This is a genomic window from Aeromicrobium erythreum, from assembly GCF_001509405.1.
GTDB lineage: Bacteria > Actinomycetota > Actinomycetes > Propionibacteriales > Nocardioidaceae > Aeromicrobium > Aeromicrobium erythreum.
In genome coordinates this window covers 404229-429643 of the sequence record NZ_CP011502.1, presented here as the reverse complement: position 1 = coordinate 429643, position 25415 = coordinate 404229, and the positions used below count along the sequence as shown (strand labels likewise).

Sequence of the window (25415 nt, the reverse complement as noted above, 5' to 3'; positions counted from 1 at the left end):
AACATGAATCCGAGTTCAGGTTCAGAAACTGTGCAGTCAGTGTGCTGCCGCGGCACGGTGCCGGGCGAGCGAGCCGACCCCGACGCCGAGGATGAGCAGCAGGCCCTGGAACAGGTACTGCCAGTACGTCTCCAGGCCGATCAGGGCGATGGCGTTGAAGCCCACCGAGACCGTGATGACGCCGACGAGCGTGCCGATGATGTGGAACTCGCCGTCGCGCAGCACCGCCGAGCCGAAGAAGGCCGCCGCGAAGGCTGCGAGCAGGTAGGTGTCGCCGCCGGAGACCGCCGCGCTGCCGGTGCGCGAGGCGAGCAGCAGACCCGTCAGGGCGGCGCAGATGCCGCAGATGACGAACGCGACGACGCGGACCCGGTCGACGCGGATGCCCGACAGCTGGGCCGCCACCGGGTTGCCGCCGACGGCCTGCATGGACTGGCCCAGCACGGTGCGGTTGAGCACGAACCACAGCGCCGCCGCGAGGCCGAGCATGATGAACACGGGGTACGGGATGCCCAGGAAGCGCCCGAGCGTGATCTGGATGAACGGCCCGGGATCGGTCAGGCTGACCGGCAGGCCGCCGGCCACCGCGTAGTTGATGCCGACGGCGACCGTGCCGATGCCCAACGTCGCGACGAGCGCGTTGACGTTGAGCAGCGTGACCACGAGACCGTTCGCCAGTCCCACCGCGGCACCGATGGCGACGGCCAGCAGGAACGCGACCGGGATCGAGACGTCGTGGCTGACCATCGCGGTGCACGCCAGCACGCCCGACAGGCTCGCGACGTTGCCGATGCTGAGGTCGAACTCCCCCGTCACGAGGGCGAACGTGAGGCCCATCGCGATGATCGCCGAGAGGGCGCTCTGGTTGAGGATGTTGATGAAGTTGTCCCAGGTGGCGAAGGTCTCGGGCTCCAGCGCGCTCGTGCCGACCACGAGCAGCGCGAGCACGAGGAGCGCGCCGTAGCGGCCGAACCAGCGCCACACGCGCGCGCTGCGCGGCGGTGCCTGGAGGACGGGGACGTCGACGAGTGCAGCGGTCATGACGGGTCCTGTTCTGTCGTGCCGAGGTGCTCGGTGGTCCCGAAGCACAGCGAGGTGAGGTGGTCCTTCGTGGCGCGCGAGGCGGGCACCGAGTGGGTCAGCGCCCCTTCGCGCATGACGACGACGCGGTCGCAGATGGCGAGCTCGTCGAAGTCGCTGGAGATCATGAGGATCGACGTCCCGGACGCGGCGAGGTCGCGGATGATGTCGTAGATCTCTCCACGGGCGCCGACGTCGACACCGACGGTGGGCTCGTCGAGGATCAGCAGCCGCGGTCCGGTCAGCACGCACTTGCTGACCACGACCTTCTGCTGGTTGCCGCCGCTGAGGTGGCCCACGGCGTCGTGCACCGACGACGTCTTCACGCCGAAGCGCGTGACCGCGTCGCGCGCCGTCGCGGCCGCCCGGCGGGGGCTGAAGGTGCCGAGCCGGCGGCGAGGATCCCGCATCGAGGCCATGGTGATGTTCGAGGCGACCGAGCTGCGCAGCACGAGCCCCTGGGAGCGTCGCTCCTCCGGCACCAGCGCGACCCCGGCCTTGATGCCGTCGAACGGCGAGCGAGGCCGGTACGGCGTCCCGTCGAGCGTCATGCTGCCCGACTGCGCGGGGTCGGCGCCGATCAGCAGCCGGGCCAGCTCGGTGCGGCCGGCGCCCACGAGGCCGGCGACGCCGAGGATCTCCCCCTCGTGGATCGTCAGGTCGACGTCGCGCACCCGGGGCTCCCGGGTCAGGCCCGACGTCTGCAGGAGCACGGGCGCGGTCGTCGGGTCGGTGTCGGTGACGCGGTGGGTCAGGTCGTCGACGTCGCGGCCGACGATGTGGCGGGTGAGGCTCGCGACGTCGAGGTCGCGAGCCGCGTAGCTGCCCACGAGGCGACCGTTGCGCAGCACCGTCACGTCGTCGCTGACGTGCAGCACCTCCTCGAGCCGGTGCGAGATGTACAGGATCCCGACGCCGTCGGCGGTGAGCTCGTCGACGATGCCGTAGAGCCGGTCGGCCTCCTCCTGCGTGAAGGAGGCAGTCGGCTCGTCCATCGCGACGATGCGCGCGTCGCGCATCAGCGACCGGGCGAGCGAGACCATCCAGCGGTCGGAGACCGAGAGCTGCTCGACCTTGGCGTCGAGGGGCACGGCGTAGCCGATGCGGTCCATGACGGCGAGGGCCTTGCGACGCAGACCGCGCAGGTCGAGCACGCCGGAACGTCGGGTGTGGTCGGCCCCCATCGCGATGTTCTGCAGCGCGGTGAACTTGGGCACCAGGTTGAGCTCCTGGTGGATGAAGCTGAGGCCGAGCCGGGTCGCGTCGCCCGGGGTGGCGATGCTCTCCTCCTGGCCACGGACGCGGATGGTGCCGCTGTCGGCGCTCTCCACCCCCGCGAGGATGCGCACGAGCGTCGACTTGCCCGCGCCGTTGGCGCCGCACAGGGCCAGCACCTGGCCCGGGTGCAGGGCGATGGACACGTCCTCGAGGGCCTGGTGACCGCCGAACTGCTTGGAGATGCCGGACATCTCCAGGCACGGCGGCTCGGTCACCGTCGGCGCCGTCGGACCGTCGAGCGGGGTCGTCTCGACCATGAGGGACTCCTGGGGGTGCTCGGTCGGGGTCGGGCCGGCGGGCCGGACCCTCGAGGACGTGTCGGTCATCGGACTACTTCGTCGCGTCGGGGTTGTCGGCCAGGAACTGCGTGACCGAGTCGGTCGTGACGAGGATGTTCGGCAGCTCGACCTCCTGCGGCTCCGCGTCGACGCCGCCCTTGATAAACTCCGGCACCATGTCGGCGAACTTCGTGCCGGCCTCGGGCACCTGCAGGAAGACGGTGGCGCGCATGTCGCCCGCCTCGACCGCCTTGATGGCGGCCGGGGTGCCGTTGATGCCGTAGATCTTCACGTCGTCGCGCCCGGCGGACTTCGCCGCGGAGACCGCGCCGAGCGCCGGGTCGTCGAAGCAGCCCCAGATCGCGAGCGGCGTCGACCCCTTCGGGTGCTTGGCCAGCCAGGCCTGCGCGAACTGCGTCCCGCCCTCGACCTGGCCGGGGATCGGCACCTCGTTGCGGGTGACCTTGATGTCGGTGCCCTTCAGCGCGTCGTCGAGCGCCTCCTCGCGACCGATGCACGGCAGACCGCTCTTGTAGCCCATCACCAGGAGCTCGCCCTTGCCGCCCATGTCCTCCACGAGCTGCTTCGCGACGGGCGCGCCGACCGCGACGCCGGAGTCGAGGTTCGCGGTGATGCCGTCCGTGGTGCCGCCGGAGATCGAGACGACGGGGATGCCTGCGGCCTTCGCGGCCTGCGCACCGGCCGTCAGCGTCTTGCTGTCGAAGACGGCGGTGACGATGAGGTCGACCTTCTTCTGCACGAAGTCCTGCATGGCGCCGTTGGCCTTCTCGACCGCGCCCTGAGGGTCGACCGCCGTGGTCTTCCAGCCCTTGGCCTCGGCCTCCTCACGGAACGCCGCGATGGCCGCCTCCGAGGTCTCCTCGCTCGAGGCGAACTTGACGATGCCGATCGTGTAGGTGTCGTCCCCTCCGCCACCACCGCTGCCACCGGTGTCCCCGCTGCCGCAGGCGGCGGTGACGACCAGCGCCGCCGTTGCCACCAGGCCGAGGCCGAAGCGTCGAACGTTCATGTGTCCTCCTGAGAGTGGTCGCCCGGGCGGGCGGACCTGTGCTGGGTGGACCGGCCGGGTGGCCGTTCCGGGGTGGTGCTGTTCCCCCTCGATCACCGCAGTGCGGCGGTCCTCCTCACGTCGACCCCGAGCAGCTGCGAGAGCTGCTCCGCGGTCTCCTCCGCCTCGCGGTGCACGACGCCAGCCATCCCGAGACGCTCGGCAGCGACGATGTTCTGGGCGAGGTCGTCGACCATGACGACCTCGTGCGGCGCGACGCCGAGGCGCTCGCAGCCGATCTCGTAGAGCCGCCGCGACGGCTTGCGGACGCCCTCCTGACCGGAGATGGTCACGGCGTCGAAGAGGGCCGGCAGGTCGTACCCGGCGTAGCAGTCGCGGCCGAGCGAGTTCGAGACGAGCCCGACGGGCACGCCCGCGGCCCGCAGGTCGGCGACGACGTCGAGCATGGCCGTGTCGGGCCGCAGGCCCGACTGCAGCCCCGCGACGAGTCCCTCCGCCTCGACCTCGACGCCGTGGGCGCGCAGCCGCTCGGCGAGCCCGGCCTCGAAGCCGTCGTGGTCGAGACGACCCTCCTCGTGGTCGACGAGGAGCTGCTTGGCCTTCGCGTCACCGCCACCGAACAGGCGCAGCAGCAGCCCGCGGTCGCCGCTGATCCGCTCGCTGTGGTCGCCGAACGCGTCGAGCACGCTCGTCGTGAGCACCCCGCCGAAGTCGAACAGGGCCGCCCGGCAGCGCGGCGTCGTCGCGGCGCTCATGCGAGCGTGTCCTGGTAGCGACGCATGCCGGCCAGCCAGCGGTCGTAGTCGGAGGCCTTGCGGCGGTAGAACTCCAGCACCTCCGGGTGCGGGAGCACGAGGAAGCGCTCGTCGTCGATCGCGTCGAGGACGACGTCGGCCACGTCGAGCGGCTCGAGGACGCCGCCCGCCTCGGTGACCGCTCTCGCACCTTGGCGCGCGGTCGGGTCGTCGGAGTCGGCTCCCCCGTTGAGCATGGCGGTGTTGACCCCCATCGGGCACAGGCAGCTGACGGCGATGCCCCGGGTGCCGTAGGTGACCGACAGCCACTCGGCGAAGGCCACCGCGGCGTGCTTGGTGACCGAGTACGTCGGCGAGCCGATCTGCGTCAGGAGACCGGCGGCCGACGCGGTGCTCAGGAAGTAGCCCCGGCCCCGCTCGAGCCAGCCCGGCACCAGGAGACGGGCCGCTCGCACGTGCGCCATCACGTTGACGTCGAGCGAGGTGCTCCAGTCCTCCTCCGAGGACGCCAGACCCTGCCCGAGGCCGACCCCGGCGTTCGCGACGTAGAGGTCGACGGGCCCGAAGCGCTCGACGGCGAGGTCGAGCACGGCCTGCACGTCGGCCTCGAGCGAGCAGTCGCCCGCCAGCCCGGCGACGCGGTCGGCGCCGTGCGGCTCGAGCGACGCGACCGCCGCGCTGGTGCGCGCGGCGTCGAGGTCGGTGACGACCACGTGGGCCCCGTGCTCCAGCAGCCGCTGCGCGACGGCCAGGCCGATGCCGCCTGCCGCGCCGGTGACGACCGCGACGCTCCCCTCGACCTTCATGCGCCGACCTCCGCCGTGCGGATCGCGTCGCGGTCGATCTCGCGCTTCAGGATCTTGCCCGTCGCGCCCTTCGGCAGCGTGGTGACGAACTGGTAGAGCCGGGGCACCTTGTAGGCCGACAGCTGCACCTTGGCCCAGGAGCGCAGCTCCTCACCGGTCAGCTCCGCGCCCTCGCGCAGGGCGACGACCGCGGCGACCTCCTCGCCGAAGTGGGCGTCGGGCACGCCGACCACGGCCACCTCGACGACGTCGGGGTGCTCGTACAGCACCTCCTCGACCTCGCGGGGGTACACGTTGTAGCCGCCGCGGATGATCAGGTCCTTCGCGCGGTCGACGATGCTGAGGTAGCCCTCGGCGTCGAGCCGGCCGAGGTCGCCGGTCTTGAGCCAGCCGTCCTGCAGGTCGGCGGCCGTGGCGTCGGGACGGTTGCGGTAGCCCTTCATGATCGTCGGGCCCTTGAGGAAGACCTCGCCGACGACGTCGGGACCGACGACCGCGCCGAGCGGGTCGCGGACCTCGATCGCGGTGCCCGGCAGCGCCGGTCCGACCGTGCCCGCCTTCTGGGGCCGGTTGATGTCGTTGAAGGTGGCCGCACCGGTCGACTCGGTGAGGCCGTAGCCCTCCAGGATCGTGCAGCCGAACCGATCGCGGAAGGCGCGCATGACCTCCACCGGCAGCGACGCGCCGCCGGACGTGGCCAGTCGGAGCTGCTCGAAGTCCGACGGCCCGAACGCGTCGGTCGCGGCGTGCAGCATCGCGTTCCACATCGTCGGCACGCCGGCGAGGACCGTCAGGCGGTCGCGGCGGACCATCTCCAGCATCGCGGTCGGCTCGAAGGGCGCGAGCAGCGAGAGCGACGCTCCGGTGACCAGCACCGTGTTCATGACGACCGCCTGGCCGTACACGTGGAAGAGCGGGAGGCCGGTGCCGAAGCGGTCCTCCGCCGTCAGGTTGAGCACGGGCAGGAACGAGTCGGTGGTGTCGATCAGGTTGGCCGCGGTGAGCTCGACGCCCTTGGGCCGGCCGGTGGTGCCGGAGGTGTAGAGGATGATCGCGGTGTCGTCGGGGGCGTGGTCGTGCGCGGCCGGCAGCGGATCGGCGTCGAAGCGCGCGCCGTCCTCGACGCGCCAGAAGGTGGTGCCCCGCTCGGCAGCGGCGGCGGACGCAGCAGCGTCGCACTCGTGCCAGGCCAGCACCAGCGACGCCTCCGCGTCGTCGAGCACGTAGCCGATCTCGGCGGCCGTGGCCATCGTGTTCATCGTGATGACGCTGACGCCGACGGCGTGCAGGCCCAGGTAGAGCACGGGGAACTCCACGATGCTGGGCGCGATCAGGACCACGCGGTCCCCGGGGCGCAGACCCGCTGCGGCCACGGCGCCGCCGACGCGGGCGCTCGCCTCCCGGAGCTCGCCGTAGGTCAGGTCGCCCCGCCCGGAGCGCACCGCCATCCGCTGCGGGTCGCGTTCCGCGTTGGACCAGACCGTCGCTGCCACGTTCACCATGCGTCCTCGTCTCCTCACCTTCGATGTGACCGGTCTCACGTGACCTGGCTCACGTCGAGCAACGTACTTGAACCCGGGTTCAGGTTCAAGTACGTTGCCGAGAAAACTTCCGAGAATCCTTCGACAGGAGTCCCCGTGCCCAGAGCAGCGATCGTCGCCACCGCCCGCACCCCGATCGGCAAGGCGTACCGCGGCGCCTTCAACGACACGCCCGCCGTGGAGCTCGCGGGCCACGCCGTCCGCCACGCGGTGGAGCGCGCCGGCGTCGACCCGGCCGAGGTGGAGGACGTGGTCATGGGCTGCGCGATGCCCGAGGGCGCCTCGGGGTTCAACGTCGCCCGGCAGGCCGCACTGCGCGCCGGGCTGCCGGTGTCGGTACCCGGCTCGACCGTCGATCGTCAGTGCTCGTCGGGACTGATGGCCGTCGCGATCGCGGCCAAGCAGATCCTGGTGGACGGGCAGAGGGTCGCGGTCGGGGGCGGGGTCGAGTCGATCTCGTTGGTGCAGAACGAGCACCTGAACACCCACCGCGCCGGCGACCCCTGGCTGCGCGAGCGGGTGCCGGGTCTGTACCTGCCGATGCTGCACACCGCCGAGAACGTGGCCTCGCGCTACGGCGTCAGCCGCGAGCGCCAGGACGAGATGGGGCTGCAGTCGCAGCTGCGCGCGGCAGCCGCCCAGGAGGCCGGCCACCTCGCCGAGGAGATCGCCCCCATCACGGTGCACACGCTCCGCACCGACAGGACCACCGGTGAGACGTCACGGGTCGAGGTGACCGTCTCGGCCGACGAGGGCGTGCGCGCCGGCACGACGGCGGAGGGTCTGGCCGGGCTCCGCACCGTGCTGGAGCCCGGCGACGTGACCGCGCACCCGACGGTCACCGCCGGCAACGCCTCCCAGCTCAGCGACGGCGCGTCGGCCAACGTCCTGATGGACGCCGACCTCGCGGCCTCCCGGGGCATCGACCCGCTCGGCTACTACGTCGGCATCGCGGTCACCGGGTGCGAGCCCGACGAGATGGGCATCGGTCCGGTCGCGGCGATCCCCCGGCTCCTCGACCAGCACGGCCTGACGGTCGGCGACGTCGGCGTGTGGGAGCTCAACGAGGCGTTCGCCTCCCAGGCGGTGCACTGTCGCGACGTGCTCGGCATCGATCCCGAGCGGATGAACGTCGACGGCGGCGCCATCGCCCTGGGACACCCCTACGGCATGACCGGATCGCGCGCCGTCGGCCACGCGCTGCTCGCGGGGCGCCGGCTGGGTGCCCGCTGGGTCGTGGTGACGATGTGCGTCGGAGGTGGGATGGGCGCCGCAGGACTCTTCGAGGTCGCCCTCTGACCCTGCCCTCCGCGCGTCCGAGCCCGACCGCGAACGCAGATCCTTGCGCCCCCCCGCGGCCCGCTCTCCCGTGCGCGTTTGCGTGGGGCCCCACGCAAACGCCCAGATCCGGCGCACGGTTGCGTGGGGGCGAGCCGGTTTGCGTGGGGCCCCACGCAAACCGGCCCCCTCCCGCGACCTGCGCTCAGACGCTGGCGTCGGGGAAGGCGATCACCGAGAGGAAGCGGATGGGCAGCTCCTTGAGCTCGACCGGGCCGTGGGCGCCCTCGCCGTCGAGCTGCAGGGAGTCGCCGGGGCCGAGCTCGTAGGTCTCGCGACCGTGGCCGTAGACCATGCGGCCCTCGAGGACGTGCAGGAACTCGGTGCCCGGGTGCTGGAACAGCGGGTACGTCTGGCTGTCTTCCGTCAGGGTCACCATGAGCGACTCCAGCCGCTTGTGCTGGCCCCGCAGCGCACCGAGCAGCTCGTACTCGTGCCCTTCCTTGGTGCCGTGCCGGGCGATGCGCGGACCCTGGCCCGCCGGCGTGAACACGGCCTGACGCTCCTCGTCGGCGCCGCGCACGAGCGACGTGACCGGCACGTCGAGCCCGGTCGCCAGACGTTGCAGCGTGGCGAGGCTGCACGACGTCTGCGCGTTCTCGATCTTCGACAGCATCGCCTTCGACAGCCCCAGACGCTGCGCCATGTCGGCGACCGACAGCCCGGCCGCCGTGCGGTGGTGCCGGACGTTGACCGCGATGGCCTGCTCCAGCGCCATCGCCTCGACCGGCTCCGCCGGATCGCGGTCGCGGGCACTGCCGGCGGCGTTGCGCAGCAGCGGCGCGTCGTCGGTCATGCGGGCGATCCTAGCGGGGCTCCCGCGGCACGAGCAGGTCCTGCAGCACGTCGGCGAGGGCGGCCGCACCGGCCTCGGCGTCCGCGTCGTCGACGTGCTCCTCCGGGGAGTGGGAGACCCCGGTGGGGTTGCGCGTGAAGAGCATCGCCGACGGCACGTGCGCCGCCAGGACGCCGGCGTCGTGCCCCGCGCCCGTCGCCAGCACCGGCGCGTCGGGCAGCACGCCACGCAGCCGGTCGCGCAGACCCGCGTCGAAGCGGACCTGCCCGCTGTAGGACTCCTCGACCAGCTCCACGGCGCACCCCTCCGCCGCGCACACGGCGTGCGCCGACTCGAGGACCTGCGCGACGAGCGCGCGCGTGACGTCGTCGTCGGGGTGGCGCACGTCGAGCCAGAGGTCGACGCGCGACGCGATGACGTTGGTGCCTCCCGGCACGGGCTGCAGGCGCCCGACGGTCGCGCGCGCGTCGGGCCGGCTGCTCGCGAGGTCACGGACCGCGACGACCACCTGGGCGGCGGCGACCATCGGGTCGCGCCGGTCGGCCATGAGCGTCGCGCCGGCGTGGTTCCCCTCGCCCGTGACGGTGAGCCGCCAGCGTCCGTGCCCGAGGATCGAGGAGGCGACGGCGACCGGCTGGTCGAGGTCGACGAGACCGCGCCCCTGCTCGACGTGCAGCTCGACGAACACGCCGATGCGGCGCAGTGCCTCCTCGTCGCGGCCGAGGTGCACGGGGTCGAGACCGGCGCCGGTGAGCGCGTCCGCGAGCGACGTGCCGTCGGCGTCCAGCAGGCCGAGCACCCGGTCGGGGTCCTGCTCGCCCGTCATCAGCTGCGAGCCGAGGCAGGCGCGCCCGAAGCGGCCGCCCTCCTCCTCCGGGAACGCGACGATCGCCAGCGGGCGCTCGCCGCCGACGTCGCGGGCGTCGAGGAGGTCCAGCGCCGCGAAGGCGGACGCGACGCCGAGCGGCCCGTCGAACTCGCCGCCACCGGGCACCGAGTCGAGGTGGCTGCCGGTCACGACGGCGTCGTCGAGCGACCCGCCCGGCCCGGGCCGCCACGCCCAGAGGATGCCGTTGCGGTCGGTGACGACGTCGAGCGAGCGCCGCGCCGCCTCTGCCTCGAACCACGTGCGCAGCTCGAGCTCGGCGGGCGCGTACGCGAACCTCGAGTAGCCGCCGCGCCGCGGGTCGCGACCGACGTCGCGGACGTCGGCCAGGAGCGACGCGACGCTGGCGGGCCGGCGGGACCGCGTCGGCGACGGCGCGGCGCCGGTCACCGCATCTCCCCCGCCCCGACGTACGGGTGCAGGCTGGTCAGGAGGTCACCCTCGGCGAAGCGCGACAGGCGGAAGTCCGACGCGGGCACGTCGGGGTCGGTGCTGTCGCCCTCGAGCACGAGGTCGGCCACGAGGTCGCCGACGGCCGGGCTGATCTTGAAGCCGTGCCCGGCGAAGCCCGCGGCGAGCACGAGGCCGTCGACGTCGCCGACGGGTCCGATGACCGGGTTCCAGTCGGGCGGGACGTCGTAGACACCCGCGTAGGTGTGCGTGACGGAGGGGTCGGTGAAGCCGGGGAACCGGTGGAGCAGCTTCTCGGCGTACGCCTCGAGGCTCGCGTCGCTCGCGTGGTTGGAGTAGTGGTCGGGGTCGACGAGCTTGCGGCCGAAGTCGGCGTGGTCGCTGTTGCCCACGAGGAACTGCCCGGACCCCTCGAGACGGCAGTACTGCAGGCTCACGAGGTCCGAGACGACGGGCAGGTCGGGCAGCGGCGCACCGGTGTCGACGACGAGCAGCTCCGAACGGTAGGCCTCGACCGGGAAGTCCACGCCCAGGTCGGCGAGGAGCCGGGCGGACCACCATCCCGCGGCGACCACGACCAGGTCGGCCTCCACCACCTCGCCGTCGGCCAGCTCGACCCCCGTCACCCGGCTGCCCGACGTGACGACCCGCGCGACCGGCGCGTTCTGGCGCACCCGCGCACCGTGGGCACGGGCCCGCTGGCCGTAGTGCAGCGCCAGCTGGGTCGCGTCGGCGAACCCGCCACGCGGCTCGTAGGCGCCGAGCGCCACGTCGTCGACGTTCATCATCGGCCACAGCGCCGCGACCTGGTCGGGGTCGACGAGGTCGACCTCGATGCCGAGGCCCTGGTGCATGGCCGTGTTGTCCTTCAGCGGGCCGGCGTTCTCCTCGCCGACGACCACCGTGTAGCCGACCTGGCGGAACCCGACCTCGGCGCCGAGCGCCTCGAAGACGGGCAGGCTGCGCCAGGCCATCGCGGCGATCGACGGCACGCCGTAGTGGGCCCGCACGATCCCGCTGGACTTGCCGGTTCCGCCGCTCGCGAGGAGCCCGCGCTCCAGCACGAGCACGTCGCCGAGCCCGCGCTCCGTGAGCGCCCGCGCGATCGACAGCCCGATCAGCCCGCCGCCGACGACGACGGCCCGCGAGGCGCTCACCACGACCCGCCCGGGGTCTGGCCGGGAATCCACGACGTGCCCGCGAGCGGCACGCGCGCCATCGCGGCGGCCTCGAGGGTGATCGCGACGAGGTCCTCGGGCTCGAGGTGCTGCAGGTGCGCCTTGCCGCACGCCCGCGCGATGGTCTGCGCCTCCATGGTCAGCACGCGCAGGTAGTTCGCGAGCCGCCGGCCACCCTCGACCGGGTCGAGCCGCTGCTGCAGCTCGGGGTCCTGCGTCGTGATGCCGGCCGGGTCCCTGCCCTCCTGGAAGTCGTCGTAGGCCCCGGCGGTGGTGCCGAGCGCCTCGTAGTCGGCCTGCCACCGTGGGTCGTTGTCGCCGAGCGCGACCAGGGCGGCCGTGCCGATCGCGACCGCGTCGGCCCCGAGGGCCATCGCCTTCGCCACGTCGGCGCCGGTGCGGATGCCGCCGGAGACGATCAGTTGGACCTTGCGGTGGACGCCGAGCTCCTGCAGGGCCTGGACGGCCTGCGGGATCGCCGCGAGCGTGGGGATGCCGACGTGCTCGATGAACACCTCCTGCGTGGCGGCCGTCCCGCCCTGCATGCCGTCGACCACGACGACGTCGGCGCCGGCGTGCACCGCCAGCTTCACGTCGTAGTAGGTGCGCGTGGCGCCGACCTTCACGTAGACGGGCTTCTCCCAGTCGGTGATCTCGCGGAGCTCGCCGATCTTGATCGTCAGGTCGTCCGGGCCCGTCCAGTCGGGGTGGCGCGACGCGCTGCGCTGGTCGACGCCCTGCGGCAGCGTGCGCATCTGGGCGACCCGCTCGGTGATCTTCTGCCCGAGCAGCATGCCGCCGCCGCCCGGCTTGGCGCCCTGGCCCAGCACGACCTCGATCGCGTCGGCCTGGCGCAGGTGGTCGGGGTTCATGCCGTAGCGCGACGGCAGGTACTGGTAGACGAGGTGCTTGCTCTGGCTGCGCTCCTCCGGCGTCATGCCGCCGTCGCCGGTCGTCGTCGACGTGCCCACCTCGCTCGCGCCACGGCCCAGCGCCTCCTTGGCCCGGCCCGACAGCGCGCCGAAGCTCATGCCGGCGATCGTCACGGGCGTCTCGAGGTGCAGTGGGTACTTCGCGTGCCGGTCGCCGAGCACGACGTCGGTGCCGCAGCGCTCCCGGTAGCCCTCGAGCGGGTAGCGCGACATGCTCGCGCCCAGGAACAGCAGGTCGTCGAAGTGCGGCAGGGCACGCTTGGCGCCCCAGCCGCGGATGTCGTAGATGCCGGTGTCGGCGGCGCGCTGGATCTCCGCGATGGTGGCGGGGTCGAAGGTCGCCGACGTGCGCGGCTGCGTGCGGTACTGGGTCATGGTGGCTGCCCTCGGTGTCAGTAGGCCGACGTGTTGTCGACGTGGAAGTGGTAGAGGCTGCGCGCGGAGCCGTAGCGCGTGTAGGCGTGGGTGTCGTCGTCCTCGTAGCCGGCGCTCTTGAGCAGCGTCGCGAGCTCCTCGTGGTGCTCGGGTCGCATCTCCTTGGCCACGCAGTCGGCGCCCAGCGACGCGACCGTGCCGCGCACGTAGATGCGGGCCTCGTAGATGGAGTCGCCGAGCGCGTCGCCCGCGTCGCCACGGACGACGAGCCGGCCGGCCTGCGCCATGAAGGCGCTCATGTGGCCGATGCTGCCGCCGACGACGATGTCGACGCCCTTCATCGAGATGCCGCAGCGGGCGGCCGCGTCGCCCTCGACGACCAGCAGCCCGCCGTGCGCGGTGGCGCCCGCCGACTGCGACGCGCTGCCCTTCACCCACACCGAGCCGCTCATCATGTTCTCGGCCACCCCGACGCCCACGTTGCCCTCGACGACGACGTCGGCCGACTGGTTCATGCCCGCCGCGTAGTAGCCGACGTGGCCCTTGACCGTCACGGTCATCGGACGGTTCAGCCCGACCGCGACGCTGTGCCGACCCGCCGGGTGCGTGACGACGACGTCGTCGGCGCCGAGGTCGGGGTCGTGCAGGCGCGCGTTGACCTCGCGGAGGGTGCTGACGGCGAGGTCGAGCTCGAGCGTGGCGGCCATGGTGGGGTCCTTCCGGTGGGAGGTCGGGGTGGGCGTCGCGGTCAGCGGGTCCATGCGTAGATCCGCTCCGGCTCCGGCTCGAACAGGCGGGCCGACTCGATGCCGGGCAGCCCCACGAGCGCGCGGTACTCCGACGCCATCGCGACCCAGTCGTCGGTCTCGGCGACCACGGCCGGCTTGCAGGCGATGGCGTCGCGCACGACGGCGAAGGAGTCGCGGTTCGAGACGAGCAGCGTGTAGAAGCCGTCGAACGTACGGCACAGCTCCTTGAGCGCGGTCTCCACGTCGAGCCCGTCCTCGAGGCACTGGGCGACGAAGCGGGCGCCGACCTCGGTGTCGTTGCCGCTGTCGAACCGGACGCCGCGCGCCTCCAGCTCGCGGCGGATCGTCGGGTAGTTGTGGAACGAGCCGTTGTGCACCATGCACTGGTCGGGCCCGACGGCGTAGGGGTGGCTGCCCGCGGGGGTCACGGCCGACTCGGTGGCCATGCGCGTGTGCCCGACGCCCTGCCAGCCCTGCGCGGACGGGAGCCCGAAGGTCGCGGCGAGGTCGCGCGGACGTCCGACACCCTTGAGCACGGCGAGGTCCTCGCCGAAGCCGATGACCAGCGCGTCCGGCGCCGTCGCGCGCACCGCGGCGGCGAGCGTCGACGCCTCCACCGGCCCGTGCACGAGCAGCGTCGGGCCGGCGGTCGTGACGTCGACGTCGCTGCCCACCGCCGCCGTCAGCTGCTCGGCGAGCGTCGTGGCGTCGACGCCGTCGGCGAGCACCGACACGGTGGCCACGCCGGGCGGGGCCCAGGTGGGGTCGCCGTAGACGGCGACCCCCGCGGAGTCCGCACCACGGTCCTCCATCTCGCAGAGCATGCCGGTGAGCAGCTCACCGAGTCGGGGATACAGGTCGGGATTGCGGAGGTGGAGTCCGACGATGCCGCACATGGGGTGTCTCCTTCGAGGTGCGTCAGGGGTGGGGCGGCTCAGAAGGCCGTCAGGTAGTGGTCGACCTCCCAGGCGCTCACCTGGCTGTGCCAGGTGAAGAACTCCTCGCGCTTGAGGTCGGCGAAGTAGCGGGCCACGTCGGGGCCGACGCTGTCGAGCACGCCCGACACGGCGGGATCGGCCTCGAGGGCCTCCACGGCGTGCAGGAGGGTGAGCGGCAGGGGCGCGCGGTCGGCGTCGTCGCTGCCGCCGGGCGCGCCGGGGTCGAGGCGACGCTCGACGCCGTCGAGCACCGCGCCGATCGCGCCGGCAGCCGCCAGGTACGGGTTGGCGGAGCCATCGCCGCCGCGCAGCTCGATGCGGTTGCCGTCGGGCACGCGCACCAGGTGGGTGCGGTCGTTGCCGCCGTAGGTGGGCACGCGCGGCGCCCACGACGCACCCGAGGTCGTCGCGACCGCGCCGGTGCGCTTGTAGGAGTTCACCGTCGGCGCGACCAGCGCCTGCAGGGCGCTCGCGTGCTCGAGGACGCCGGCGATCGCCTGGTAGGCCAGCTCCGAGAGGCCGAGGCCGCGCGGGTCGTCGGCCGCGGGGAAGAGCGGCTCGTCGTCCTTCCACAGCGACAGGTGCATGTGCAGCCCGCTGCCGGTGCGGTCGCCGAACGGCTTCGGCATGAACGTCGCGGTCATGCCGCGCTGCTCGGCGAGCATCGAGATCAGGTAGCGCGCGGTGATGACGCGGTCGGCGGTGGTGAGGACGTCGGCGTAGTCGAAGTTCTGCTCGAACTGGCCGTTGCCGTCCTCGTGGTCGTTGGCGTAGTTGCCCCAGCCGAGCTGGTTCATCGCCGTCGAGACCGACGCGAGGTGGTCGAACATGCGGGTCACGCCGCGCGCGTCGTAGCAGGGGCGCGCGGCGGAGTCGGAGGGGTCGGCGGTGACGAGCGCACCGCGCTCGTCCTTGGCCACGAGGAAGTACTCGATCTCGGCGCCGAGGTAGACCGACAGGTCGCGCTCGGCGGCACGCTCGATCATGCGGCGCAGGATGACGCGCGGGGCGAAGCGCCACGGCTCGCCCTCCACGTGGGGGTCGCAGTGCACGAGGGCGAGGCCCTCCTTGACGAACGGCACCGGCGTGAACGACGCCGGGTCGGGGATCGCCATGATGTCGGGGTCCTTGGGCTCCTGACCCATCGCTCCCGCCGCGTAGCCGGCGAAGCCGACGCCCTCGCGGGCGAGCTCCTCCACCGCCTCGACGGGCACGAGCTTGGCGCAGGGCTTGCCGGTGAGGTCGACGAACAGGGCCAGGATGAACGTCGTCTCGCTCTCCTTGGCCAGGGTCGCCAGGGGGGATGCGGTGCTGGTCATGCTGCTCCTCGGGGGTGCCGCGCCGGTGCGAGGCCCTCGTCGCGAGCCTATCCACTGGCGTGAATCTTTGTCTACTTTGAGTAGACAGAACGCAGATGACGGTCGTGTTTCCCGAGCGTGAGAAGTCCGTGACGAGCCGCGGCCTCGAAGCGGCCGCCGGGGCGCGCCGGACGAGGGCGCGTCGAGTCGCCGCGGGACCGGGAAGGCGGTCCAGGTGGTGCGACGCAACGTTGTTACGTCGACGTCATGTCAACGCAAAGTAGACAGAGTCCACTGTGCTGAGACGCCCGCGGGAGTGCGGGCCACAGCAGGAGACATGGACATGGACACAGGCACCACCGCCTTCATCCTGAGCTGCATCATCGGTCTGACGATGATGGTGCCGGGACTGGCGCTCTTCTACGGGGGCATGGTCAGCGTCAAGAGCAGCCTCAACATGATGGTGATGACGTTCGGCGCCGTCGCCGTCGTCGGCATCCTCTGGGTGCTCTTCGGCTACTCGATGGTGTTCGGCGACTCGTACGGGGGCGCCGGGCTGCTCGGCAACGTCACCGAGTACGCCGGGCTCGGCGGGGTGCTCACCGAGAAGGACACCGCGCTGCCGCTCGCGCTCTTCGCCGTCTTCCAGGCGCTGTTCGCGGCGATCACGGTCGCGATCATCTCCGGCGCGGCGGCCGACCGCATGAAGTTCAGCAGCTGGATGGTCTTCGCCGCCGTCTGGGCGGTGCTGGTCTACTTCCCCGTCGCGCACTGGGTGTTCGCCTTCGACGCGACGGACGGCTCGACGGTCGGCGGCTGGATCGCGAACAAGCTGAAGGCGGTCGACTACGCCGGTGGCACGGCCGTGCACATCAACTCCGGCGCGGCAGCGCTCGCGATCGCCATCGTCCTCGGCAAGCGGCGCACATGGGGCACCGCGCCGCGTCCGCACAACCTGCCGCTGACCCTGCTGGGCGCCGGTCTGCTGTGGGCCGGCTGGTACGCGTTCAACGGCGGCTCCGCCCTCGCCGCCGGCCACAACGCGTCGGTCGTCATGCTCACGACCTTCGTCGCCACGTGCGCCGCGATGCTCGCCTGGCTCGGCGTCGAGATCGTCCGCGACGGCCACGCCACGACCATGGGTGCGGCGTCGGGCGCGATCGCGGGCCTCGTCGCCATCACCCCGTCGTGCGGCGCGGTGAGCCCCATGGGCGCGATCCTCGTCGGCGTCGCGGGCGGCATCGTGTGCCCGCTCGCCCTCGGCCTCAAGGAGCGCTTCGGCTACGACGACTCCCTCGACGTCGTCGGCGTGCACCTCGTCGGCGGCGTGGTCGGCACGCTCATGGTCGGCCTGATCGCCACCGCCGACGCCCCCAGCGGCCAAGCCGGCCTGCTCCACGGCGGCGGGCTGCGCCTGCTCGGTGTGCAGGCCACCGCCGCCGGCGCGGTGCTGGCCTACTCCTTCGTGCTGACCCTCGTCATCGCGCTGGCGCTGAAGAAGACGATCGGCCTGCGCGTCGACCCCGACCACGAGGAGGGCGGCCTCGACTCCGCCCTCCCCCGCGAGCGCGCCTACGACCTCGCCTGACCCCCACGCGTCGGCCCCGGACCCCGGTCCGGGGCCGACCTGCGTCCCGCCCCACCCCCGCCGCCCGGGCCTGTTTGCGTGGGGCCCCACGTCAACACGCTCTCCCCCACGCAAACTTGCGCCCCCAGCGCACGTTGACGTGGGGCCCCACGTGAACCGACGCCCGCAGCGCACGTTCGGGTGGGGCCCCACGTGAACACGCGCTCCCCCACGCAACGTGACGCCCCCAACGCGCGTTTGCGTGGGGCCCCACGTAAACGTGCACCTGCGACGGGAGCCGTCACGTCCGGCGGCTGCGCCGCGATGGTCCTCCCGATTCCTGTCGGAGTCTCCTCGCTGGCGCTCGGAGCGCAGGACAGGAGCCGTCACGTCCGGCGGCTGCGCCGCGATGGTCCTCCCGATTCCTGTCGGAGTCTCCTCGCTGGCGCTCGGAGCCTCCGACAGGAATCGAACCCGCGACATCCTTATTACAAGTAAGGCGCTCTACCGACTGAGCTACGGAGGCGTGCGGACCCATCGTAGGGCCGCGGACGTCACCGGCGGGCGGTTGCGTCGTTGTCTACCGTGGAAGGTCGTCCACCCGGGAGGTCCCGTGCGCATCCGCACCCTCAGCACGGCCGCCGCCTGCGCCGTCGTGCTCATGCTCGCCGTCGGCGCGGTCGCGCTCACCTCCCTCGGCGACGGAGGCGACCCGTCGGCGGCCGCCGAGCCCCGGCCCTCGACCAGCAGCCCGACCCCCACCCCGCGCAGCACCGACCCTGGCAGCGAGCGCGACGCGAAGGACGACGACTCCCGCGACGAGCGCGAGCCCGACCCCGACTCCGACTCCGACGGCGACTCCGATCGCGACTCCGCCGCGTCGAGCGGACGCACCCCCGACCGAGGTGCCACCACGCCGACGACGCCCCGGCCCACCACGCCCGGGGCCACCCCCACCGGGCCGACGACGCACAGCCCGCGGCCGACGTCCCCGACCCAGCAACCCAGCCCGTCGCCGTCGCCGTCCTCGAGCCCCTCCCCCGGGATGCTCGACGGACTGCTCGACCCGATCATGGGCCGCTGACGCCTAGGACGCCCGCGCGAGGGTGCGCGCGGCAGCGGTGAGACGCGCCGCGTCGACGACCCTCCGACCGAACAGCACGAGCGCCTCGGGGCGGTCACGGTGCGGGAAGACCGCGACCGCGGCGACCTCGTCCTGCGAGAGCCCGTCGCTCCACGCGGTCCGGCGACGCCGGATGAGAGGCAGCTGCGCCTCGTAGTCCGCCACGAGCCCGGGGTCGGTCTCACGGGTCTCGTCCAGCACGCTGGCGAGCACCTGAGCAGGTGCGGCGCTCAACAGCAGGCGTCCGGCCGCGGTCGTCAGGGGGTCGCGCGGCAGGTGCAGGTCGGCCACGTGCGCGTACCGCTCGTCGACCACCTTCTCTGACCGCGCCGTGTACACGACGTGCCGACCGACGAGCACGGCGGCGGCCGCTGCGAGGTCGAACCGCTCGGCGTAGGCGTCCGCGTCGACCGACGTCCACGACACGTGCCGCGCGGCGAGCAGCTCGAGGACCAGCGGAGCGGGTCCGATCCGAAGACCACGCCCGGCGCGCAGCAGCCAGCCCCGCTGCTCCAGGCCGCTCACGAGGTCGTGGACCGACGACCGGGGGACGTCGAGGCGGCGCGCGAGGTCGCTCACCGTCGGCGGCACGTCGGCGCGCGCGACGACGTCGAGCAGGTCGACGATCCGGCCCACGCTGCGGTGGTCGCTCATGGCACGAGGATGCCGCATATCCGACGATCCTGGTCCCCCGGATCCGTGCGTTCGAGACTCGATCCGTGGACGTCTCACCCCTGCAGGACCTCGCGACGCTGCTCTCCCTCGACCTCGGCCGCACGCACGTGGTCGGGAGCGAGCCCCTGACGACGTCGCCGCACCGCCTCGCCGAGTGCATGGCCGCGGCCATGGCGGCGCACGGAGCCGCCGCGTCGGCGTTCGGCACCTCCCGAGGTGCACCTCCCCGGGAGGTGCGGGTCCGCACCGACGACGCCCTGCTGCAGCTCATGGCCGTCTTCGCGACCCGGGTCGGCGACGTCCCCGCCGCTGCGACCATGGAGGACCCGCACCTGCTGGCCGACAGCGACTTCTACACGTGCCGCGACGGACGGCAGGTCTTCGTGCTCCTCTCCTACCCGCACTTGCGCGACCGTGCGCTCCGCGTGCTCGGGTGCGCGCCGGGGGCCGACCGGATCGCGGCGGCGGCCGCTACCTGGGACGCCCTGGCGCTCGAGGAGGCGATCGTCGCGGCCGGCGGGACCGCCACGATGGTCCGGACCCGGGAGGAGTGGGCGGCCTCAGACGTCGGACGGGCCGTCGCGGGCGAGCCGCTGGTGCGCGTCGAACGCACCGGCGACGCCGACCCCGTCACCCGGGCGACGCTCGCGGCGTCCCAACCGCCGCTCACCGGCGTCCGGGTCGTCGACGTCACCCACGTGATCGCGGGACCCGTCGCGACCCGCCTCCTGGCTGAGCTGGGTGCCGACGTGCTCCACGTGTCACGCCCCGACCGGCCCGACCCCAGCGCGATGATCATCGAGACCGGGGCGGGCAAGCGGAACGCGTACTGCGACCTCCGGACCCCGACCGGGAGAGCCGACCTCCACGACGTGCTGCGCGGCGCCGACGTCGTGGTCCACGGGTACCGACACCTCTCGCAGTTCGGGATCGACGCCGCCCAGCTCGCGCGCGACCACCCCGGCATCGTCGTGGGCGACGTGCACGGATGGGGCGACCGAGGACCGTGGTCGGACCGGGGCGGCTTCGACCAGCTCGCCTGCGCGGCCACGGGATTCGCTCTCGAGGAGGGCGGCGGCGACCGGGCTGCGCTCCCACCCACCTACCTGCTCAACGACTACGTCGCGGCGTTCCTCCTCGCCGCGGGCATCGAGACCGCCCTGCACCGGCAGGCGACCGAGGGCGGCTCGTGGCACGTCCACGTCGACCTCGCGAGAGTCTGCACGTGGGTGCAGTCCTTCGGCGACAACCCCCACCAGCTCTCCGCGGGACCCGACCTGCGCGAGCACCTCGACGCGGTGGCGACGGTGGAGACCGACGGTCCCTTCGGCCGGGTGGCGGCGCTGCCCAGCCTCCTCGACGTCACCCCCACGTGGGACCTGCACCGTGGTGTCCCGTGGCCGCTCGGCTCGGCACCGATGGCTTGGGCGGAGCCACGATGACGTCCGCACCGACGCGCGGCCGGCTGCGCGCGGTCGGGCGCGCCGTGCTGTGGACGGTCGCGGTCGTGACCGTCGTGTTCACGGTGCTCGCGCAGCTGCTGGCCGTCGTCCCGGTGTCGTGGACGATGCCGCTGCTGCAGTGGGAGGTGTCGCAGTACCTGGTGATCCTCCTCGGCGTGCTGCGGGACTCGCTCGGGGTGTGGAACGTCGTGGTCGGCGTCGTCGGCGTGGTGAGTGCCGCGACGATCTGGCGACGGCGACCTCGGCCCCGCCGACGCCTCCCGCTCGTGCTCACGGTGGCCGGGTCGGCCGGCGCGGTGTCCGCCGTCGCGACGAGCGTCGCGCTCGCCGTCGCCGTCGCGTCCACGGGCGCCGGAACGAGCCCGCTGCTGCCGACGCTGCCCTTCACCGGCCTCGCCAGCGGCCCCAGCCGGACCGTGACGGTCGGCACCGCCGGGACCACCACGCTGCGCGCCGACCTGTACCTACCGGCCGGACGTGCACCACGAGCGGGATGGCCGGTCGCGGTCTCCGTCCACGGCGGCGGGTTCTCGACCGGGTCGCGTGCCCCGAACGCGTACACCGGGTACCTGCTCGCCCACGGCTACGCGGTGCTCGACGTCGACTACCGGCTGGCCTCCCCCACCTACCACCCGTGGCGGACGCAGGTGGAGGACGTGGGCTGCTCGCTCGCGTGGGTCGCGCGTGCGGGCGAGGCACACCACCTCGACGCCGACCGGATCGCGATGCTCGGCCTCTCCTCCGGAGGGAACCTGGCCGTCAACGCCGCCTACACGTCCGCCGACCAGACCCTCAGGTCCAGCTGCTCGCCGTCGGGCACGCCGCTCCCGGTCGTGCGCGCGGTGATCGCCGGGTACCCGGCCGTCGACCTGAGCGGGATCGGTGACCGCACGGCGATCGCCCGGAAGGTCGAGCAGTGGTACGTCGGCGGGACGCCCGCGGAGTACCCAGAGCGGTACCGCTCCACCGACTCCGCGACGCACGTCAGCGCCGACTCCCCGCCGACGCTCGTCTACCAGGGAGCACGCGACCACCTCGTCCTCGCGGACCGCACTCGCGCGTTCGTCGACGTGCTCGCGCGGCTCGGCGTGCCGCACCGGTACGTGCAGTACCCCGGGATGGAGCACAGCACGGGCGACTCGACCTCGACGTTGACGCCCGCTGCCGCCGCGAACCGTCGCCTCACGCTCGACTGGCTGCAGCGGTACGACGGCGCCCGGCGCTCCTCGCCGACGACCCCGTGACGCGTCCAGCCTGATCGGCTATCGTCACCTGAACACCGTTCACCTGAACGGTGTTCAGGGGCCGCCACCGAAGTCGAGGACCGTCATGACCGCATCGTTCGACCAGCTCGCCACCCGCATCCTCGACGGGGGCAGCGCCACCGAGGCGGACGCGCTCGCGGTGCTGCGCGCCGACGACGCCGCCCTGCTCGACGTCGTCGCGGCCGCCGGACGTCTGCGCCGCGCGCACTTCGGCGCCACGGTCAAGGTCAACTACCTCGTGAACCTGAAGTCCGGGCTGTGCCCCGAGAACTGCAGCTACTGCTCGCAGGCCGTCGGGTCCGAGGCGCCGATCCTGAAGTACTCGTGGCTCTCCACCGACGAGACGCTGCGCCAGGCGGGCGCCGGACTACGAGGCGGCGCGTCGCGCGTGTGCCTGGTCTCGTCGGGACGCGGCCCCTCGAACCGCGACGTCGAGAAGGTCGCCGAGATGACCGAGGCACTGAAGGACAGCTACCCCGACGTCGAGGTGTGCGCCTGCCTGGGGCTGCTCAAGGACGGCCAGGCCGAGCGGCTCAAGCAGGCCGGCGTCGACGCCTACAACCACAACATCAACACCGCGGCGTCGCACCACGACAAGATCGTCACCACCCACACCTACGACGACCGCGTCGACACGATCTCCAAGGCGCGCACCGCCGGCCTGTCGCCCTGCTCGGGGCTCATCGCCGGGCTCGGCGAGACCGACGAGCAGCTCGTGGAGGCGCTCTTCGCGCTGAAGGAGCTCGGCTCCGACTCGATCCCCGTCAACTTCCTCATGCCGTTCGACGGCACGCCGTTCGAGAACACGTGGGAGCTCTCCCCGGCCCGCTGCGTGAAGATCCTGGCGATGGCGCGCTTCGTCTGCCCCGACCGCGAGGTGCGCATCGCCGGCGGACGCGAGATGCACCTGCGCTCGCTGCAGGGCCTCGCGCTGCACGTGGCCAACTCGATCTTCCTCGGCGACTACCTGACGTCGGAGGGCCAGGACGCCAAGGCCGACGTCGAGCTGATCCGCGATCACGGCTTCACCATCCTCGGCGCGGACGACCTCCACGGGCACGAGCCTGCCGAGCCGACGGCAGCGGCGCCCGCGGCCTCGCCGTGCGGCACCGCGTCGACCGGGTGCGGCACCGCCTGCAGCGGCTGCGCGTCGCACGACGGCACGGCCGGTCTCGCGATCCGGCAGCGCGGCGCGGGCACCGACGTCCCCGCCAACGCCTGACCACCGACCCTCCCGTGACCGCGACCCTCGCCGACCTGCGCGACTTCGACCGCGCGCACGTCTGGCATCCCTACGCGTCGATGACGCAGCCCTCGCCCACCAGGGTCGTCACAGGCGCCGACGGGTGCCGGCTGGAGGTCGACGGCGACTGGGTGGTCGACGGGATGTCGTCGTGGTGGGCCGCGGTGCACGGGTACCGCCACCCCGTCCTCGACCGTGCGGTGGCCGATCAGGTCGCGTCGTTCAGCCACGTGATGTTCGGCGGGCTCACGCACGCACCGGCCGTCGAGCTGGCGCGACGGCTCGTCGACCTGACGCCCGCCCCCCTGGAGCGCGTGTTCCTCGCCGACTCCGGCTCGGTGGCCGTGGAGGTGGCGCTCAAGATGGTGCTGCAGCACCAGCGCGGGACGGGGCACCCCGAGCGCACCCGCATGCTCACGGTGCGCGGTGGCTACCACGGCGACACGTTCGACTGCATGAGCGTGACCGACCCGGTCGGCGGCATGCACACCATGTGGCGCGACCTGCTGCCGCAGCAGGTGTTCGCCGACCGGCCGCCGCGCCACGACGCGTCGGACGCCGAGGTGACGGCGTGGGCCGACGGCGTGCGCGACCTCGCCGCCCGGCACGCCCACGAGCTGGCGGGCGTCGTCGTGGAGCCGCTCCTGCAGGGGGCGGGCGGCATGCACTCGTACCCGGTCGCGTGCCTGCGCGTGCTGCGCGAGGTGGCCGACGAGCACGGTCTGCTGCTCGTGCACGACGAGATCGCCACGGGCTTCGGTCGCACCGGCCACCTCTTCGTCAGCGAGCTGGTCGCGCCCGACGTCCTCTGCGTCGGCAAGGCACTCACCGGGGGCTACGTCTCGCTCGCCGCGGTGCTGTGCACCGACGAGGTTGCGCGGGGCGTGTCGGCCAGCGAGTCCGGCGCGCTCATGCACGGCCCGACGTTCATGGGCAACCCGCTGGCGTGCGCCGTCGCGTCGGCCAGCATCGACCTCCTCCTCGAGCGCGGCTGGCAGGCCGACGTGCGACGCGTCGGGGAGGCGCTGGCCCGCGGTCTCGCGCCGCTGCGCGACGTCGAGGGCGTCGTCGACGTCCGCACGCTCGGCGCGGTCGGCGTGGTGCAGCTCGACCACGCCGTCGACGTCGCGGCGGCCACCGACGCCGCCCTCGCGGCGGGCGTGTGGCTGCGACCGTTCCGCGACCTCGTGTACACGATGCCGCCCTACGTCTGCGACGACGCAGCGCTGGCGCAGCTGGTGGCCGGGGTCGGCGAGGCGGTGCGCGCCGCATGAGCGTCTGGACGGACTGGTGGGCGCAGGAGCACGCGTCCCGCGAGGAGGCGGGGCTGGTGCGCACGCTGCGACCGCGCGGCGCCGACGACCCGACGATCGACCTCGCCGGCAACGACTACCTCGGCCTCGCGCGCGACCCTGCCGTCACCCGCGCCGCCGCCACGGCGGCGCTGCAGTGGGGAGCGGGCGCAGGCGCCTCCCGGCTCGTCACGGGCACGCTCGCCGTGCACGAGGAGCTCGAGCAGACCCTCGCGCGCGACCTCGGCCAGCCCGCGGCGCTCGTGACGTCGACGGGCTACCACGCGAACCTGGCCGTCGTCGCCGCCCTCGCCGACCGGGGCACGCGGGTGGTCTCCGACGCCCACGTGCACGCGTCGCTGGTCGACGGCGTGCGGCTGTCGCGCGCTCGGCTGACGATCGTCCCCCACGGCGACGTCGACGCGGTGGCCTGCGCCCTGCGCGACGCCGAGCACGCCGGGGAGCGGGCGCTGGTGCTCGTCGAGTCGGTGTACTCCGTGCTCGGTGACGCGGCGCCCCTGGTCGAGCTGGCCGGCCTGTGCGAGCGGCACGGCGGGCTGCTCGTCGTCGACGAGGCGCACGGGCTCGGGGTGCACGGGCCTGGCCTGGTGGCGCGGCTCGGGCTCGCCGGTCTCGACCACGTGGTGGTCACGGCCACGCTGTCGAAGGCGCTCGGCAGCCAGGGCGGCGCCGTGCTCGGACCCGCGGCTCTGCGCGAGCACCTGGTGAACCGCGGACGGGCCTTCGTGTTCGACACCGGCCTGGCACCCGCGTCGGCAGCCGGGGCACTCGCCGCCCTGCACGAGGTGCGCCGCCGGCCCGACCTGGCCGCGACGGTGCACCGACGCGTCGGCGAGCTCGCCACCGCTCTCGACGTCGCCGCGCCTGCGGGGGCCGTGCTGTCGGTGCCGATGCCGTCGCCGCACGCGGCGGTCGCCGCCCAGGCCGCCGCGCTCGACGCCGGGGTGCGGGTCGGGTGCTTCCGTCCGCCGTCGGTGCCCGACGGCGTCTCGCGTCTGCGGGTGACGGCGAGCGCAGGTGTCGCCGACGACGACTGGTCGCGTGCCCTGGACGTGCTGGTCGGCGTCGTGGGGACGTTCCGATGAGCCGCGTCGTGG

At 73.1% G+C, this 25415-nt stretch carries 22 protein-coding genes and 1 tRNA gene; 8 read left to right on the top strand and 15 right to left on the bottom strand.

From position 1 onward, the window contains the following. Positions 1-36 precede the first annotated feature (36 nt). The 6 genes from Aeryth_RS02030 to Aeryth_RS02005 form a co-directional block, all read right to left on the bottom strand. On the bottom strand, positions 37-1041 hold the full coding sequence (locus Aeryth_RS02030) for an ABC transporter permease (protein WP_067853988.1): 1005 nt from the start codon (positions 1039-1041) through the stop codon (positions 37-39). Further along, a complete protein-coding gene (locus Aeryth_RS02025) occupies positions 1038-2684 on the bottom strand; it encodes a sugar ABC transporter ATP-binding protein (RefSeq protein ID WP_067853985.1) in 1647 nt (548 codons plus the stop codon). The genes Aeryth_RS02030 and Aeryth_RS02025 overlap by 4 nt, the downstream gene beginning before the upstream one ends. 4 nt (positions 2685-2688) lie before the next feature. Further along, a complete protein-coding gene (locus Aeryth_RS02020; protein WP_067853982.1) occupies positions 2689-3666 on the bottom strand; it encodes a sugar ABC transporter substrate-binding protein in 978 nt (325 codons plus the stop codon). A 92-nt stretch (positions 3667-3758) separates the two neighbouring features. Next, on the bottom strand, positions 3759-4421 hold the full coding sequence (locus tag Aeryth_RS02015) for an HAD family hydrolase (protein WP_067853977.1): 663 nt from the start codon (positions 4419-4421) through the stop codon (positions 3759-3761). After that, on the bottom strand, positions 4418-5227 hold the full coding sequence (locus tag Aeryth_RS02010; protein ID WP_067853974.1) for an SDR family oxidoreductase: 810 nt from the start codon (positions 5225-5227) through the stop codon (positions 4418-4420). Before Aeryth_RS02010 ends, Aeryth_RS02015 begins: the two co-directional genes overlap by 4 nt. Next, the gene (locus Aeryth_RS02005) at positions 5224-6729 is read right to left on the bottom strand and encodes an AMP-binding protein (RefSeq protein WP_067853969.1); all 1506 of its coding nucleotides are present in this window, start codon (positions 6727-6729) and stop codon (positions 5224-5226) included. The genes Aeryth_RS02010 and Aeryth_RS02005 overlap by 4 nt, the downstream gene beginning before the upstream one ends. Before the next feature lie 135 nt (positions 6730-6864). Between Aeryth_RS02005 and Aeryth_RS02000 the strand changes: the two genes are divergently transcribed. Further along, positions 6865-8067, top strand: coding sequence for an acetyl-CoA C-acyltransferase (locus tag Aeryth_RS02000; protein WP_067853965.1), 1203 nt, complete (start codon positions 6865-6867; stop codon positions 8065-8067). A 184-nt stretch (positions 8068-8251) separates the two neighbouring features. On the opposite strand, the gene Aeryth_RS01995 is transcribed toward Aeryth_RS02000, so the two are convergent. The 7 genes from Aeryth_RS01995 to glnT are packed head-to-tail and all read right to left on the bottom strand — an operon-like array spanning position 8252 to position 15690. Next, positions 8252-8902, bottom strand: coding sequence for a helix-turn-helix domain-containing protein (locus Aeryth_RS01995; protein ID WP_067853961.1), 651 nt, complete (start codon positions 8900-8902; stop codon positions 8252-8254). A gap of 10 nt (positions 8903-8912) precedes the next feature. After that, positions 8913-10178, bottom strand: a complete 1266-nt coding sequence (locus tag Aeryth_RS01990) for an allantoate amidohydrolase (protein ID WP_067853957.1) — start codon at positions 10176-10178, stop codon at positions 8913-8915. Then, positions 10175-11356, bottom strand: a complete 1182-nt coding sequence (locus tag Aeryth_RS01985) for an NAD(P)/FAD-dependent oxidoreductase (protein WP_067861208.1) — start codon at positions 11354-11356, stop codon at positions 10175-10177. Before Aeryth_RS01985 ends, Aeryth_RS01990 begins: the two co-directional genes overlap by 4 nt. Then, entirely contained in the window at positions 11353-12684 is a 1332-nt protein-coding gene (locus tag Aeryth_RS01980) for an FMN-binding glutamate synthase family protein (RefSeq protein WP_067853954.1), read from the bottom strand. The genes Aeryth_RS01985 and Aeryth_RS01980 overlap by 4 nt, the downstream gene beginning before the upstream one ends. 17 nt (positions 12685-12701) lie before the next feature. After that, entirely contained in the window at positions 12702-13445 is a 744-nt protein-coding gene (locus Aeryth_RS01975) for a protein glxC (RefSeq protein WP_083516184.1), read from the bottom strand. Next, on the bottom strand, positions 13433-14329 hold the full coding sequence (locus Aeryth_RS01970; protein WP_067853951.1) for a class II glutamine amidotransferase domain-containing protein: 897 nt from the start codon (positions 14327-14329) through the stop codon (positions 13433-13435). Before Aeryth_RS01970 ends, Aeryth_RS01975 begins: the two co-directional genes overlap by 13 nt. A gap of 38 nt (positions 14330-14367) precedes the next feature. After that, positions 14368-15690, bottom strand: coding sequence for a type III glutamate--ammonia ligase (gene glnT / locus Aeryth_RS01965; RefSeq protein WP_067853949.1), 1323 nt, complete (start codon positions 15688-15690; stop codon positions 14368-14370). 322 nt (positions 15691-16012) lie between these two features. On the opposite strand from glnT, the gene Aeryth_RS01960 reads away from it, so the two are divergent. Further along, the gene (locus Aeryth_RS01960; RefSeq protein WP_067861203.1) at positions 16013-17257 is read left to right on the top strand and encodes an ammonium transporter; all 1245 of its coding nucleotides are present in this window, start codon (positions 16013-16015) and stop codon (positions 17255-17257) included. A gap of 432 nt (positions 17258-17689) precedes the next feature. Here Aeryth_RS01960 and Aeryth_RS01955 read toward each other — a convergent pair. Next, positions 17690-17762: transfer RNA gene (locus Aeryth_RS01955), tRNA-Thr, on the bottom strand. 87 nt (positions 17763-17849) lie between these two features. Here Aeryth_RS01955 and Aeryth_RS01950 point away from each other — a divergent pair. Beyond that, the gene (locus tag Aeryth_RS01950) at positions 17850-18320 is read left to right on the top strand and encodes a hypothetical protein (protein ID WP_067853947.1); all 471 of its coding nucleotides are present in this window, start codon (positions 17850-17852) and stop codon (positions 18318-18320) included. 3 nt (positions 18321-18323) lie between these two features. Here the strand turns inward: Aeryth_RS01950 and Aeryth_RS01945 are convergent, their stop codons facing one another. Further along, positions 18324-19013, bottom strand: a complete 690-nt coding sequence (locus tag Aeryth_RS01945; protein ID WP_067853944.1) for a helix-turn-helix domain-containing protein — start codon at positions 19011-19013, stop codon at positions 18324-18326. 65 nt (positions 19014-19078) lie between these two features. On the opposite strand from Aeryth_RS01945, the gene Aeryth_RS01940 reads away from it, so the two are divergent. From Aeryth_RS01940 to Aeryth_RS01920, 5 genes are all read left to right on the top strand, one after another. Next, positions 19079-20476, top strand: coding sequence for a CoA transferase (locus Aeryth_RS01940; RefSeq protein ID WP_067853941.1), 1398 nt, complete (start codon positions 19079-19081; stop codon positions 20474-20476). Further along, positions 20473-21741: an alpha/beta hydrolase gene (locus tag Aeryth_RS01935; protein ID WP_083516182.1), complete on the top strand. Its 1269-nt coding sequence runs from the start codon at positions 20473-20475 to the stop codon at positions 21739-21741. Before Aeryth_RS01940 ends, Aeryth_RS01935 begins: the two co-directional genes overlap by 4 nt. A gap of 85 nt (positions 21742-21826) precedes the next feature. Continuing rightward, positions 21827-22984: a biotin synthase BioB gene (gene bioB, locus Aeryth_RS01930; RefSeq protein ID WP_067853935.1), complete on the top strand. Its 1158-nt coding sequence runs from the start codon at positions 21827-21829 to the stop codon at positions 22982-22984. Positions 22985-22998: 14 nt separating this feature from the next. Further along, positions 22999-24279 (top strand): adenosylmethionine--8-amino-7-oxononanoate transaminase, encoded by a 1281-nt coding sequence (locus tag Aeryth_RS01925; protein ID WP_083516554.1) that lies wholly within the window; start codon positions 22999-23001, stop codon positions 24277-24279. Continuing rightward, entirely contained in the window at positions 24276-25403 is a 1128-nt protein-coding gene (locus tag Aeryth_RS01920; protein ID WP_067853932.1) for an 8-amino-7-oxononanoate synthase, read from the top strand. The genes Aeryth_RS01925 and Aeryth_RS01920 overlap by 4 nt, the downstream gene beginning before the upstream one ends. Positions 25404-25415: the final 12 nt, after the last annotated feature.

What these genes read in the sequence shown, in the direction of transcription:
- Aeryth_RS02030 (WP_067853988.1), bottom strand. Translation starts at nt 1,041, where the DNA reads ATGACCGCTGCACTCGTCGACGTCCCCGTCCTCCAGGCACCGCCGCGC.
- Aeryth_RS02025 (WP_067853985.1), bottom strand. Translation starts at nt 2,684, where the DNA reads ATGACCGACACGTCCTCGAGGGTCCGGCCCGCCGGCCCGACCCCGACC.
- Aeryth_RS02020 (WP_067853982.1), bottom strand. Translation starts at nt 3,666, where the DNA reads ATGAACGTTCGACGCTTCGGCCTCGGCCTGGTGGCAACGGCGGCGCTG.
- Aeryth_RS02015 (WP_067853977.1), bottom strand. Translation starts at nt 4,421, where the DNA reads ATGAGCGCCGCGACGACGCCGCGCTGCCGGGCGGCCCTGTTCGACTTC.
- Aeryth_RS02010 (WP_067853974.1), bottom strand. Translation starts at nt 5,227, where the DNA reads ATGAAGGTCGAGGGGAGCGTCGCGGTCGTCACCGGCGCGGCAGGCGGC.
- Aeryth_RS02005 (WP_067853969.1), bottom strand. Translation starts at nt 6,729, where the DNA reads ATGGTGAACGTGGCAGCGACGGTCTGGTCCAACGCGGAACGCGACCCG.
- Aeryth_RS01995 (WP_067853961.1), bottom strand. Translation starts at nt 8,902, where the DNA reads ATGACCGACGACGCGCCGCTGCTGCGCAACGCCGCCGGCAGTGCCCGC.
- Aeryth_RS01980 (WP_067853954.1), bottom strand. Translation starts at nt 12,684, where the DNA reads ATGACCCAGTACCGCACGCAGCCGCGCACGTCGGCGACCTTCGACCCC.
- Aeryth_RS01975 (WP_083516184.1), bottom strand. Translation starts at nt 13,445, where the DNA reads ATGGACCCGCTGACCGCGACGCCCACCCCGACCTCCCACCGGAAGGAC.
- Aeryth_RS01970 (WP_067853951.1), bottom strand. Translation starts at nt 14,329, where the DNA reads ATGTGCGGCATCGTCGGACTCCACCTCCGCAATCCCGACCTGTATCCC.
- glnT (WP_067853949.1), bottom strand. Translation starts at nt 15,690, where the DNA reads ATGACCAGCACCGCATCCCCCCTGGCGACCCTGGCCAAGGAGAGCGAG.
- Aeryth_RS01960 (WP_067861203.1), top strand. Translation starts at nt 16,013, where the DNA reads ATGGACACAGGCACCACCGCCTTCATCCTGAGCTGCATCATCGGTCTG.
- Aeryth_RS01945 (WP_067853944.1), bottom strand. Translation starts at nt 19,013, where the DNA reads ATGAGCGACCACCGCAGCGTGGGCCGGATCGTCGACCTGCTCGACGTC.
- Aeryth_RS01935 (WP_083516182.1), top strand. Translation starts at nt 20,473, where the DNA reads ATGACGTCCGCACCGACGCGCGGCCGGCTGCGCGCGGTCGGGCGCGCC.
- bioB (WP_067853935.1), top strand. Translation starts at nt 21,827, where the DNA reads ATGACCGCATCGTTCGACCAGCTCGCCACCCGCATCCTCGACGGGGGC.
- Aeryth_RS01920 (WP_067853932.1), top strand. Translation starts at nt 24,276, where the DNA reads ATGAGCGTCTGGACGGACTGGTGGGCGCAGGAGCACGCGTCCCGCGAG.